Source organism: Bradyrhizobium sp. AUGA SZCCT0283, assembly GCF_018130385.1.
In the GTDB taxonomy this organism is placed as follows: domain Bacteria; phylum Pseudomonadota; class Alphaproteobacteria; order Rhizobiales; family Xanthobacteraceae; genus Bradyrhizobium.
In genome coordinates this window covers 54,186-66,985 of sequence record NZ_JAFCLU010000033.1, presented here as the reverse complement: position 1 = coordinate 66,985, position 12,800 = coordinate 54,186, and the positions used below count along the sequence as shown (strand labels likewise).

Sequence of the window (12,800 nt, the reverse complement as noted above, 5' to 3'; positions counted from 1 at the left end):
CATCGGAACGAAACAGCCACTGCGAGCGCAGCGCGCTCCACGACAACAACCAGGAGCAACACATGCCCTGATCAATCATTCCCCTTGACAACCACAACCCCATACAAGCCCGGATGAGCGCAGCGACATCCGGGACCACTCCAACACCGCCCCGGATATCGCCGCGCTCATCCGGGCGACAAGCTTCGCTCGCAATGAGGTGGAGAGGCCGCCGGCCTTACTCCGCTGTCCCATGCCCCATCGCCTTCCGCTCTATCGCATAGCGCACCAGCGCGGCGAAACGATAGATGCCGTGCACGAACTTGCCATAGGGCATGGTGACGAACAGCGAAAACACCACACCGAGATGCAGCGCCAGCAGCGGGCCCATCGCCGCCGTCTCGCGCAGGATCAGCAGAGCCATGCCGGTCAGGTTGGTGAGAAACAGCATGACGATGAACGCGATATCCATGCCGTAGCGGGCTTCATCGACCAGCACGGGATCGCGCTTCCACCGCTCAGTGAGCAGACCGACCGGTCCGATCAGCAGCCCGATGCCGCCGAGCGTGCCAAGCACCACGGGCAGATCCCACCACGCATACGGCGCCTCGCGCGCCAAGAGATAGTGATAGAGCGTCGCCACGCAGGTGGAGGCGAAGCACAGCGCAAAACCGTAGAAGGTGAAATGGTGATACAGCCTGCGGCGGTCGGTCGGGCGGTCGTCCTCGTTGAAGCAGCCGACGCCGCCGCCGTCGAGATAGCGCAGCTCGCCTGCATCGCGGATCGCCTGCAGCAGCGCACCGAAATCGGTCTTCATGCCGACGGGCTCGCCGATATCACGCCAGAACGCGCGCACACCCATCACGAGCGCCACGATCGCATAGAGGAAGGCCGCGCCGAACAACGCCGCCATCGCGTTATGCGGCATCAGCTTGTAAAATGCGCCCGGCCCGGTATGGACGCCGAGCAACACCTGCCGGTCGTTCAGCGCGGCAAAGCCGAAGATGAACGCGGCGACGCTGAGCGCGGCAATGAGGCTGATGACGAGCCCGTTGCGCGCGAATGCGCCAGCGAAGGCGCGGGGCCAGGCATAGGCCGCGTAGGATTCGGCGCGTGCGATGGCAAGCGTCTTCGGCACATTGACGTTGAATTCATGCGGCGGCGAGAACTGGCAGTCGGTGTAGCAGGCGCCGCAGGAATGGCAGAGATTGGCGAGGTAGTTGAGGTCGCCATCGGAAAACGCGCGACGCATTTCCATCGCCGGAAACACCGCGCAGAGCCCCTCGCAATAGCGGCAGGAATTGCAGACCGTCATCAGGCGGTCGGCTTCGTCCAGGATTTTGGTTCCGTGCATCTCTATGCCGCTTCCCGTCCCGACCCGCTAATTCCTCGCATTTTTCGCCGCTTCGCGTCCCGCCACCCGTCCGAACACGCTGCCGATGGTCATGCCGATGCCGGCGGCGTAGCCCTTGCCGAGTACGTTACCGGCCATGATCTCGCCGGCCGCGAACATGTTGGCGGAAGGCTTGCCGTCCTTCATCACCATGCGCGACTGCTTGTTCACGCGGGTGCCGAGATAGGTGAAGGTGATGCCGGGCCGCACCGGATAGGCGAGGTAAGGCGGCGTCTCGATCCTGCGCGCCCAATGCGTCTTCGGCGGCGTGATGCCTTCGGTGCGGCAGTCGTCGAGGATGGTGTGATCGAAGGTGCCGGGCTGCACCGCGGCGTTGAATTCGGTGATGGTTTTCTCCAGCGCCGCCGGTTCCAGTCCGAGCTTGCCGGCGAGCTCGGCGATGGTGGCGCCCGCGATCGGCGGAAACAGCGTCGGCATGAAGCTGGTCACCACAGTGGAATCGAAAATGATGTAGGCGATCTGGTCGGGCTGCGCGGCCACCAGCCGGCCCCAGATCGCGTAGCGCTTCGGCCAGATGTCTTCGCCCTCGTCATAGAAGCGCTGGGCGTGCTTGTTGACGACGATGCCGAACACCACCGAGTCATGCCGGGTGATGATGCCGCCGTCGAATTTCGGCGCGCGGGCGTCGATCGCAACCGCATGGCATTGGGTGGGATCGCCGATGTCCTGCACGCCCTTGTCGAGCAGCATTTTGAGGATCGAGCCGCGGTTATAGGGCGTGCCGCGGATCAGGAAATTATCCGCAGCCTCGCCCCAATATTCCTTGAGCCATTCGATGTTGGCTTCAAATCCGCCGGCTGCCGCCACCAGCGCCGAAGCGCGGATTTTGCTCGCGCCATCGATCGGCTGCTTCAGCTTCGCGGAAAGAAACATGCCGTCTTCAATCTCGAGGTCGGTCACTTCCGCGTCGTAGACGATCTCGACGCCGAGCTTTTCAGCGGTGAGATAGAGCGCGTTCAGCATCGCCCGTCCGCCGCCGAGGAAGAACGAATTGGTGCGGCCGAGGCTCAGCGTGCCGCCGAGCGAGGGCTGCCAGCGCACGCCCTGTTCGACGATCCAGTTCAGGATGTCCTTGGACTCCTTGATCATGAATTTTGCCAGTTCCTCGTCGGTCTGCCCGCCGGTCAGGCGCAACAGATCGTCCCAGAACTCTTCCTCGGTGTAGGGGCCGGTGAGAATCTCGGTCGCCGCATCGTGCGCACAGCGCATGTTGCGGGTGTGGCGGGTATTGCCGCCGCGGTAGAATTTTGGCGCGCCTTCGAGCACCAGCACGGAGGCGCCCGCCCGCCGGGCGCTGATGGCGGCGCACAAAGCGGCGTTGCCGCCGCCGATCACCAGCACATCGAATTTCTTGGTCAGATCGGCCATGCGCTCTTGTTGTCGTTGTTGGCCTGGAAATCAAACCGGCGCTCGGCCAGGCAAATCCATCCGCCCCGGCGATTTTCTAGCCTGATGAAGCGGCCGCGTCACGCGTCTCGTGCTCGAACTTTGTCGATCAGTGCGGCCGTATGCGACGATGTCGCATGCAACTCGCTATACGAAATATCTGCGAGGTCAGGGCTTGCTCTGCACCGAGGCGAGCAGCCATTGCCGGAAGGCTGCGAGTTTGGGCGAGTCGGTTCTTCCCGCGGGCGAAACCAGATAAAACCCGGCGTCGATCGGAAATGCGATGTTGAAGGGAACGACCAGCCGGCCCTTGGCGATGTCTTCCTGCACATAGGCGGTGCGGCCCATCGCCACGCCGAGGCCGTCGATCGCGGCCTGCACGGTCATGAAGATCATGTCGAAGGTGACGCCGGGCTGTTTCGAAAAATCGGCCGGCAGTCCGGCCACCGTCAGCCACAGCCGCCAGTCGTCGCTGTTGGCGTTGCTGGTGTGCAGCAGCACGTGATCCCTGAGGTCCTCGGGGCATTTCAGCGGCTTGTTACCCTTGAGCAGCGCGGGGCTGCAGACCGGGAACAACTCGTCCGCCATCAGCCAGTCGGCGCGGACGCCCGGCCACTGGCCACGGCCGTAGCGGATTCCGGCGTCGACATTGTCGCGCTGGAAGTCGACCAGGCTGGTCGAGGTGGTGATGCGCACGTCGATGCCGGGATGGGCTTCCTGAAATGCAGTCAACCGCGGCAACAGCCATTTGGCGGCGAGCGACGCCAGCGTCGAGACCGTCAGCACATGGTCGTCGTCCTTGCGCAGCAGGCGATCGGTCGCAAGCCTGAGGTCGTTGAAGGCGGCGCGGATGCCGGGGAGATATTCCTGCGCCTGCTGCGTCAGCGTCAGCGAACGGTTCTGGCGGATGAACAGGCGAACGCCGAGTTCTTCCTCCAGCCGCTTGATCTGGTGGCTGATCGCGGTCTGCGTGACATTCAGCTCGGAGGCGGCCTGCGTAAAACTCAAATGCCGGGCCGCGGCCTCGAAGGCGCGCAATCCATTCAGCGACGGCAGCCTGGCGGTCATTCCGCGATCCCCAGATACATGAGTTTATATCATCCGAAACGGTACAAAGTGTCGTTTGTGGAAGGCTCTGATAAGGCAGATATTGGCCCCAACAGAGTACTACAGGAGCCGAAAATGTCCACTTATACGCATGAATCGATGATAAATCATCATGAACCCGGGATTTTGACCCAGCTGGCTGGCATCCTCCATGTCTGGCGGCAGCGCTACCAGTCGCGCCGCGAGCTGGCCAGCTGGTCCGAGCGGGAACTCCACGACATCGGGATCTCCTGGAGCGATATCGCTTACGAGGCCGAAAAGCCGTTCTGGCGGGCTTGAATAGCAGCCAGGCTGGCGCCGCCCGATCACGGGGACGCCAGCCGTTTTTAGCTCCGCGGGAGCGACCCATGACTACGATGCGTCTCGACGATCTCAGGCAATATTCGGACGTGCTGCGCGCGCGGAACGGCGAACTGGTGACCGTGCGCTTCGTCGAGCCGCGCGATGCCGAGGCGTTGCAGAACTATTTCCGCTCGCTGACGACGCGCTCCCGCTACAACCGTTTCCTCGGCGCGGCCAGCGAGCTGCCGCCGTCGCTGCTTGAGGATTTCATCCATATCGGCGAAGCGGATCGATTCAGCGTGATCGCGACCATGCTGGTTGACGGCCGCGAGACCATCGTCGGCGAAGCGCGCTATGCCTTCGACAGCGATACCGCCGCGATCGAATTCGGCCTGTCGATCGACGATCGCTGGCAGGGCCACGGCATCGGCAAGGCGCTGTTGAAGAATCTCGAATGCCGTGCGGCTTCATTCGGTGCCAGCCGTCTGTTCGGCGACACGCTGCGCTCCAATGACGCGATGATCGCGCTCGCCCGCAAGGCCGGCTACGCCTTTACCGCCACCCCCGGCGACTGGAAGCTGACGCGCTTCCAGAAGCCGATTCATGTCGAACCGCAGGAAATCCCATGCGCCAGTTGGCGGCTTGCCGCCGTCTCTCCCAGCGCAATGTCCTCGCTTGCGGTTTGACAACTGAGCCCGGTTCTGGCCGCATCAGAACCGGGCTATTTTCTCAATGGCCCGAAAATACCGGCTTGCGCTTGTCGATGAAGGCCTGAACCGCCTCCTTGTGATCCGCGGTCGTGGTCAGGCGGACCAGACGTTCGGCCTCATGGTCGCGTGCGGTTGCGAAATCGAATTGCAGCGCTTCGTCGAGATTGTCCTTCATGTAGCGCAGCGCCAGCGTCGGCCCTTCGGCCATCGATTTGGCCAGCGCAAAAGCTTCGGCCTGCAATCTGTCATCCGGCACCACGCGGTTGACGAGGCCGATCGCCTCGCATCTGGCCGCATCGACCTTCTCTGCGGTGAACATCAGTTCGCGCGCCCGCGACGTGCCGACCAGCCGCGTCAGCAGCCAGGCGATGCCATAGTCGCCGGAAAGCGCCACGCGGAGATAGCCGGTGGAAACGAACGCCGATTGCGCCGCGATGCGGATGTCGCAGGCCATCGCAAGCGCCAGCCCCGCGCCGACCGCGGGGCCGGGCAGCGCCGCAATCGTCGGCTTGCGCACCGAGGCCAGCGCGCCGGTCAGCAGGCGCTGCCGCTCCTGCAGGTCGGCGACCTTCTCGTCGTAGGACATTTCGAGCTTCTTCTTGTCGCGGTGCGCGCCCATACCCTTGACGTTGCCGCCGGCGCAGAACGCGGTGCCGGCGCCGGTGAGCAGCAGCACACCGACATCGGGGTTCTCGCCGCAGGTCTTGATCATGCTGCGCAACGCCGGCGTCAGCGTGTCCGACATCGCGTTGCGGACCTCGGGGCGGTTCAGCGTGATGATGGCGACGCGGTCGCGGATCACGCACAGCAGTTCGTCGGTGCCGGTGTCGATTTTGGTTTCGGTGGTCATGGTTCCCCCAGTCGTTGTTTGTTCTCGTCATTGCGAGGAGCGAAAGCGACGAAGCAATCCATTTTTCCTTTGTGCGGCGCTATGGATTGCTTCGCTTCGCTCGCAATGACGGCATTGTCAAAACTTCTCCACCCACGGCCGCAATTCGACTTCCCAGGTCCAGGCGCTGCGCGGCTGCTGCAGCACGCTCCAGTAGCTCAATGCGATGGCGTCGGGATCGAGCATCGAGTCCGGCCTGTCGGGGGGCTCGCTACGCGCCGCGCTGCGGATGCCGCCGTCGATGACGAAATGAGCGACATGGATGCCCTGCGGCGACAACTCGCGCGCCATGCTCTGGGCAAGCCCGCGCAGCGCGAATTTGCCCATGGCAAACGGCGCGGATTGTGGATAGCCCTTCACGCTGGCGGAAGCGCCGGTGAACAGGATGGCACCGTGCTTGTTCGGCAGCATACGGAGCGCCGCCTGCTGCGCCACCAGGAAGCCGCCGAAACCCGAAACCGCGATCGCCTGCGCGACATCCGCCGGCACCAGGTCGGTAAAAGCGCCGCGCGCCCGTCCGCTGGCGTTGTAGACGACGATATCGGGCGTACCCATCTCGCGCTCGACCAGGCCAAAGAGACGTTCAACCTCCTCGGCTTCGGTCGCATTGCAGGCAAAGGCGCGGGCGCCGGTCTCGGTGCAGAGCGCGCCAAGCTTCTCGATCTTGCGGGCGGCGAGGGCAACCTTGATGCCTTCGCGGGCGAACAGCCGTGCCAGCGATGCGCTCAATCCTTCACCCGCGCCGACGATCAGGGCAATCTTGTAGCTGGGAATTTCCATGAGCGTTCTCCAGAGAAGGCCGGGACCTGGTATCTAGGCGCGCAATCCCGCAAGGCAACCCGCCGCGGCCAGGATCATGTCGAGATCCCGCTTGTCGGCGATGGCTGCATACTTCGCGCGCAGCATGTCGAGCGAACGGGCGTGATATTTTTGCGGCTTCTGTATCCAGACCTTGTCGCCAAGCGTGACGCTGAATTCATCCTTGGTCTCCGCCAGCGCCTTCTCGTTGGCAAGTGTCCAGGTCCAGAATTGCCGTCCGACCTGCCTGGTCAGGATCGGCATCATCGTCGGCGCCAGGGCCTTCCAAGACTCGAACACGCCTTCAGCCCGCGGCCAGAGCATGCGTTGGATCCAGTCGAGTACATGCGGGGAGCTGCCTTCGATTATGGCTCCGGCGGTCGGATCGGTCCACAGTTCGTAAAGCTGCCCCCAGAGGCCGAAGTCGCCGAACGCCGGCCTGGCGCCGAACAGATAGGGACGTGTCGAGAGATGATCATTGAGCATGCCCAGCATGTCCTCGAAGCCGGTTTCGATCTGCGACGCGGTCAGCTCATTCGAGCCGACAAACCAGACCCGCTCCACCATGCGGACGCGGACCTGCTCGGTAAGTGCGGCATGCTCCTCTTCGCTTGCCTTGGGCGCGCGCATGCGTGCGATGCGTCCGGCAGAGCAGCGCTGGTCGATCTCGCGGGCCCAGCGATAGTGGAACATCCATTTGTTGCCCCATTCGTCGCCGAACTCCTCGATCAGCGTGGATATGAAGTTTGTTGCGGTTTCGACCGGGTGAATCGACGGCTCGGGGTGAAGCTTCTCAAGCTGATCGATAATCGGCGTGGAATCCTGGATGCCAGCATCGTCAGGGGTCACCACCAGCGGGATGATGGGCATCCTGCCGTATTTCTCGAATTCCGCCTGGCTCGCCGCATTCCGCAAAACCCACTGATGCGGAATTCCCTTGTACCGGAAATAGGAGCGGACCTTGACCGAGTAGGGCGACATCTCGGCACCGATGATGCGATATCCGTCCGCCATGGGGTGGTCCTCCAATTATGCTTGTTGACGGCGCGACCGCCTGCGTTATCGGTAGATGATCAATATCGGGCGGAACGAACAAGGGCTAAAAATGCAGCCACGCATGCATGATCGCGCAACAGCTTCGGCCAATCAGCCGGGATTGCTCGCGCCTGACACGACAGGGATGAATTTCTACCGGGCCGATCCGGCGCTGACCGATCTGCTGCGGCTGCATCTGCCCGATGCGCTGTTCCGCCATATCGAGCCGCATCTCGATCGCCTCGGCGAACTGGCCGGCGGCTATCTCGACGAATGCGCGCGGCTCGCCGATCGCCATACGCCGGTGCTGCACCAGCGCGACAAGTTCGGGCGTGATACGCAATACATCGAATATCATCCGGCCTATCGCGAACTGGAGAAAGCCGCGTTCGGCGAGTTCGGCATTCACGCGCTGTCGATCCGCAAGGGCATCATGGGCTGGCCGGACAAATACCCTGTCGTCGCCAAGCACGCCTTCACGTTCCTGTTCAATCAGACCGAGTTCGGCATGGGCTGTCCGATCAACGTCACGGACGGCTGCGCCAAGCTGCTCAATAATTTCGGCAGCGAGGCGCTGAAGGCGAAATATCTCGACGGCCTGACCCAGACCGACATGAGCAAGCTGACCCAGGGCGGCCAGTTCATGACCGAGAAGGAAGGCGGCTCCGACGTCGGCACGCTGACGACGCGAGCCGTGCAGGAAGGCGACCACTGGCGGCTCTATGGCGAAAAGTGGTTCTGCTCCAATGCCGACGCCAAGGTGGTGATGCTGCTGGCGCGCCCGGAAGGGGCAGGGCCGGGCACGCGCGGCGTCGGACTGTTCCTGATGCCGCGGTATCTCGACGACGGCTCGCAGAACCACTACCGGATCGTGCGCCTGAAGGACAAGCTCGGCACCCGCTCGATGGCCTCGGGCGAAATCAAGTTCGAGGGCGCGATCGCGTATGCCGTCGGCAAGCTCGATCGCGGTTTTGTGCAGATGGCCGAGATGGTGAACTCGTCGCGGCTCTCCAACGGCGTCAAGTCGACCGCGCTGATGCGGCGCGCGCACCATGATGCGATGACGGTGGCGCGAAACCGCGTGGTGTTCGGCAGCCGCATCATCGACCTGCCGCTGGCGCGGCGGCAATTGATGAAGATCATGCTGCCGACCGAGCAGGCGCTGTCGATGAGTTTTCTCACCGCGGACGCGCTCGATCGTGCCGAAGCCGGCAGCCAGGATGCGGCGGCGCTGCTGCGGATCCTGACGCCGACGCTGAAATTCCGCGCGACGCGTGATGCGCGAAAAGTCTGCGGCGATGCGTTGGAGATGCGCGGCGGGATCGGCTACATCGAGGAGTTTGCAACCAGCAGGCTGCTGCGCGACGCCCATCTCGGCTCGATCTGGGAAGGTACCGGCAACATCGTCGCGATCGATGCGCTGACGCGCGCGGTCGGCCGTCACGGCGCCGATGCCGCGCTGGCGGCGGACCTGCACGCCCGCCTCGACGACAGCGTTAATGTGCCGCAGGCCTGGCGCAACCGTTTGCGCGAACTGAGCGACCGCGCCGTCGGCTTCGCGCGCGACGTGGCCAGCCGGAGCGACAATGAGGGCGATGCGCGGCGGGCCACCAGTTTGCTCTATCATGTCGCCAGCGCCGTCGCGCTGGCCTGGGAGGGCGGGCGCATCCACGAGATGCGTGGCGATGCCCGGCGGTTGTTGCTGTCGCGCATGGTGATCGACCATCGCGTCTCGCCGGGCGACCCGTTCCAGCTGGCGGAAACAGCCACTCAACGCAAGATCACGGACCATTTGCTTGGCGAGCATAGCGTCGGGATGGCCGAGGTTGGCGAATTGCTGAAGGTGGCCTAGGCTCGGGTATCGCCCGAGCGCATTTGGGGCCGTGCTACAACGATAAAAACTGAAACGAAAAACGAAGAGGGAAACACCGATGAAGGCCGCCGTCCTGCATGAAGTCAACAAGCCGCTGGTGATCGAGGATGTCAGCGTGCCGAATCCCGGCCCGCGCGAAGTCCTGATCCGCACGCGCGTCGCCGGCCTCTGTCATTCCGACCTGCATTTCATGGAGGGGCTCTACCCGCATCCGCTGCCGGCCGTGCTTGGGCATGAGTCCGCAGGCGTCGTCGAAAAAGTCGGCTCCGACGTCACCTATGTAAAACCCGGCGATCACGTCGTGACCTGCCTGTCGGTGTTCTGCGGCACCTGCGACAACTGCACCACCGGGCGCACGGTGCTCTGCACCGACACGACGGTGAAGATGCTGCCCGGCCAGTCCAACCGACTGTCCTGGGCGCGTGAGGAGAAGCTCCATCAGTTCCTCAACCTCTCGTCCTTCGCCGAGCAGATGCTGGTGCACGAAAACGCCATCGTCAAAATCCGCAAGGACATGCCGCTGGAGCTGGCGGCGCTGATCGGCTGCGGCGTCATCACCGGCTACGGCGCGGTGGTGAACACGGCCAAGGTTCAGGCCGGTGAAACCGTGGCGGTGATCGGCTGCGGCGGCGTCGGCATGGCGGCGATCAATGGGGCTGCGATTGCGGGCGCCGGCCGGATCATCGCGATCGATACCAACCCGGCCAAGCTGCAGCTCGCCACCAAGCTCGGCGCCACCGACATCGTCGACCCTGCCAGGGGCGACGTGGTGCAGCAGGTGCGCGAACTCACCGGTGGCGGCGTGCATCACTCCTTCGAGGTGCTGGGCCGCAAGGAAACCGCCGAGCAGTCCTTTGCGATGCTGGCGGCGGGCGGCACCGCGACCATTGTCGGCATGATCCCGTTCGGACAGAAGATCGAGTTGCACGGTTTCGACTTCCTGCGCGAGCGCCGGATCCAGGGCTCCTCGATGGGCTCCAACCATTTCCGTGTCGACATGCCCCGCCTCGTCGAATTCTACATGCGCGGCAAGCTGCACCTGGAAGACTGGATCTCGGCCAAGCTGAAACTCTCCGAGATCAACGAGGGCTTTGCCAGCATGAAGGCCGGCAAGACGCTGCGCAGCGTGATCATGTTTGATAGTTGAGGTGTGCCTCCACGCGTGTCGTCCCGGCGAACGCCGGGACCCATACGCCGCGGCCCGGGGAATGGGCACAAGGCAAGACGACTTCGCTTCAACGGCTCACAACGGTGGTTGGCCAACGCAGAGCGTCAGCCACCGCGCCCCATGGATAGATCACGCGGTATGGGTCCCGGCGTTCGCCGGGACGACGCGGTGAGAGCTCACCGCGATACGTGCGCGGACACCGCAAGCCACTTCCCGTTCTGCTTCGCCCAACAGTCCGTATAGCGCCCGTGGGCCTGCTGGCCGTCTGCGGTCGTATAGCTGGTGGCGGCGTGGATGATGGCGAAGTCGCCGAGAACGCGGATTTTCACGTCGTGGGCGGTCAGGTTTTTGATCGCTACCGGCACCGCAGTCTGTTTCAGGAATGCGGCGCGGTCGACTAGCGTCTTGTCGGGGTTCGAGCAATAGAAGTCGGCGGCAAGGATCTCATCGAAGCGTTTGACGTCGGACTTCTGGACTGAATTCACGTAGTCGCGGTTGAGTGTCGTGAGTTCTTCTATGTCGTTGCTCATTGGTTTTCCTCCCATGCCTCCTCGTCATTGCGAGGAGCGATAGCGACGAAGCAATCCACCTCTCGGCTTGCGGTACGATGGATTGTTTCGTTGCGCTCGCAATGACGGAGTCCGTGCATGCCGCGGGCCCGTCAATCATCAAACATCGGCGGCGGCTTGAATCCACCGAATTCGCGCTCGATCAGTTCGGCCAGTCTCAAGGGGGTGCGGTCTTCCAGCCAGGGGCCGACGATCTGCACGCCGACCGGCAGTCCATCCGGCGAAAAGCCGGTCGGGATCGCGGTCGAGGGCAGGCCGGGCAGGGTGGCGATGCCGGGCCAGGTGAGCTGGTCGGGATAGACGTAATCCTTGCCGTCGATCTTGATACGGCGCTTCTCCTGGTCCTCCGAATGATCGTGCGGATAGGCCGGCGTCGGCATGATCGGGCAGATCACGGCGTCGTAGGTTTTGAACAACTCCCGCCATTGCGCGCGCAGGCGCGAGCGTCCGCCATCGGCCATCAACCAGTCGCGGTGGCTGAGCGCGATGCCGCGCAGGCGCTCCGCGGCGAGGCTGTTGTCGCCGGCCGGCAGCACGGCCGCGGCGGCCTGTGCGCCGGCATAGGTTTCGGGTGCAAAGGAAGCCGCGAGGAACGACATCAGCATCCGCATGTAGAGCCGGCTTGATGCCGCGAAATCAGGCAGCAGCGGACTGGTGCGGTCGATCTTGACACCGGCCTTGGTGAGATTTGCGGCAAGTATTTCTAGCGTTCCCCGCACCACACTGTCGGTCGGCATGACCGGATCGGTATCGATCAAAAGCACGCGGAAATTCTTCATCTCCGTATGACGGGCTGGCGGCAGGGTGAGGCTATAGGCCTTGCCGGATTCGAGCGGATCGGGTCCGGCGATCACGTCGAGCAGCAGCGACAGGTCGGCCGCGCCGCGTGCCATCGGTCCGATCACGCTGAGATCGCGCGTGGAAGGCAGCGGCGGCAGCGGTGGCGGCGTGTGGCCGCGCATCGCGACGAGGTCGAAGGTCGGCTTGTGCGCATAGATGCCGCAATGAAACGCCGGCACGCGCAAGGAGCCGCCGATATCGGAGCCGAGCGACAGCGGACCGTATCCGGCCGCGAGCGCCGCCGACGATCCGCCGGAGGAGCCACCCGGCGTGCGGCCGAGATCAAAGGGGTTGTTGGTGGTGCCGTAGATCTCATTATAGCTCTGCCAATCGCCGAGCCCGAGCGGGACATTGGTCTTGCCGAGGATGACGCCGCCGGCGTCTTTGACCCGCGAGACCGGCAACGCGTCTTCCGTCGGCGTAAAGTCCTTCTGCGCCGGAATGCCCCAGGTGGTCGGCAATCCCGCGATATTGTAGGATTCCTTGATCGTCACGGGCAGGCCGAGCAGCGGCTTCTTCACGCCGCGCGCGAGTTCGGCGTCGGCGACACGGGCGGCGGCAAGGCCGCGCTCGAAATCGCGAACACAGATTGCATTGATCTTTGTATCGTGCCGCTCGATCCGGGCGATCGCGTCCTCGGCCAATTCGACGGCTGAAACTTTTCTGGCAGCGAGGGCTGCCGACAATTCAACGGCGGACTTGAAGCTCCATTGCGACTTGGCCAAGGCGTACTCCCGGTCTGTTCTGAAT

12 protein-coding genes are annotated in these 12,800 nt (G+C 63.6%); 4 read left to right on the top strand and 8 right to left on the bottom strand.

Annotation, left to right across the window (positions count from 1 at the left end; translation table 11 throughout):
• Positions 1 to 217: 217 nt before the first annotated feature.
• The 3 genes from tcuB to JQ624_RS31445 form a co-directional block, all read right to left on the bottom strand.
• The gene (gene tcuB, locus JQ624_RS31455) at positions 218 to 1,333 is read right to left on the bottom strand and encodes a tricarballylate utilization 4Fe-4S protein TcuB (protein WP_212422790.1); all 1,116 of its coding nucleotides are present in this window, start codon (positions 1,331 to 1,333) and stop codon (positions 218 to 220) included.
• Positions 1,334 to 1,360: 27 nt separating this feature from the next.
• Complete coding sequence (tcuA, locus tag JQ624_RS31450) at positions 1,361 to 2,752, bottom strand: FAD-dependent tricarballylate dehydrogenase TcuA (protein WP_283816984.1); 1,392 nt, start codon at positions 2,750 to 2,752, stop codon at positions 1,361 to 1,363.
• Between the two features lie 195 nt (positions 2,753 to 2,947).
• Complete coding sequence (locus JQ624_RS31445) at positions 2,948 to 3,847, bottom strand: transcriptional regulator GcvA (protein WP_212422788.1); 900 nt, start codon at positions 3,845 to 3,847, stop codon at positions 2,948 to 2,950.
• A gap of 114 nt (positions 3,848 to 3,961) precedes the next feature.
• Here JQ624_RS31445 and JQ624_RS31440 point away from each other — a divergent pair, with 114 nt between their 5' ends.
• On the top strand, positions 3,962 to 4,165 hold the full coding sequence (locus JQ624_RS31440) for a DUF1127 domain-containing protein (protein ID WP_212422787.1): 204 nt from the start codon (positions 3,962 to 3,964) through the stop codon (positions 4,163 to 4,165).
• A 68-nt stretch (positions 4,166 to 4,233) separates the two neighbouring features.
• On the top strand, positions 4,234 to 4,854 hold the full coding sequence (locus JQ624_RS31435; protein ID WP_212422786.1) for a GNAT family N-acetyltransferase: 621 nt from the start codon (positions 4,234 to 4,236) through the stop codon (positions 4,852 to 4,854).
• Between the two features lie 43 nt (positions 4,855 to 4,897).
• Here the strand turns inward: JQ624_RS31435 and JQ624_RS31430 are convergent, their stop codons facing one another.
• The 3 genes from JQ624_RS31430 to JQ624_RS31420 all read right to left on the bottom strand — a co-directional run bounded on the left by JQ624_RS31430 (position 4,898) and on the right by JQ624_RS31420 (position 7,579).
• Positions 4,898 to 5,728, bottom strand: coding sequence for an enoyl-CoA hydratase (locus JQ624_RS31430; RefSeq protein ID WP_212422785.1), 831 nt, complete (start codon positions 5,726 to 5,728; stop codon positions 4,898 to 4,900).
• A gap of 117 nt (positions 5,729 to 5,845) precedes the next feature.
• Positions 5,846 to 6,547: an SDR family NAD(P)-dependent oxidoreductase gene (locus JQ624_RS31425; protein WP_212422784.1), complete on the bottom strand. Its 702-nt coding sequence runs from the start codon at positions 6,545 to 6,547 to the stop codon at positions 5,846 to 5,848.
• A 33-nt stretch (positions 6,548 to 6,580) separates the two neighbouring features.
• Positions 6,581 to 7,579 (bottom strand): glutathione S-transferase family protein, encoded by a 999-nt coding sequence (locus JQ624_RS31420; RefSeq protein ID WP_212422783.1) that lies wholly within the window; start codon positions 7,577 to 7,579, stop codon positions 6,581 to 6,583.
• 103 nt (positions 7,580 to 7,682) lie between these two features.
• On the opposite strand from JQ624_RS31420, the gene JQ624_RS31415 reads away from it, so the two are divergent.
• Positions 7,683 to 9,452: an acyl-CoA dehydrogenase family protein gene (locus tag JQ624_RS31415; protein ID WP_409334395.1), complete on the top strand. Its 1,770-nt coding sequence runs from the start codon at positions 7,683 to 7,685 to the stop codon at positions 9,450 to 9,452.
• A gap of 79 nt (positions 9,453 to 9,531) precedes the next feature.
• Positions 9,532 to 10,620 carry a Zn-dependent alcohol dehydrogenase gene (locus JQ624_RS31410; RefSeq protein WP_212422781.1) on the top strand — a complete coding sequence of 363 codons (1,089 nt, stop codon included), beginning with the start codon at positions 9,532 to 9,534 and terminating at the stop codon, positions 10,618 to 10,620.
• Between the two features lie 197 nt (positions 10,621 to 10,817).
• On the opposite strand, the gene JQ624_RS31405 is transcribed toward JQ624_RS31410, so the two are convergent.
• Complete coding sequence (locus JQ624_RS31405; protein ID WP_212422780.1) at positions 10,818 to 11,171, bottom strand: nuclear transport factor 2 family protein; 354 nt, start codon at positions 11,169 to 11,171, stop codon at positions 10,818 to 10,820.
• Between the two features lie 131 nt (positions 11,172 to 11,302).
• Positions 11,303 to 12,775 (bottom strand): amidase, encoded by a 1,473-nt coding sequence (locus tag JQ624_RS31400; RefSeq protein WP_212422779.1) that lies wholly within the window; start codon positions 12,773 to 12,775, stop codon positions 11,303 to 11,305.
• Between the last annotated feature and the right edge of the window lie 25 nt (positions 12,776 to 12,800).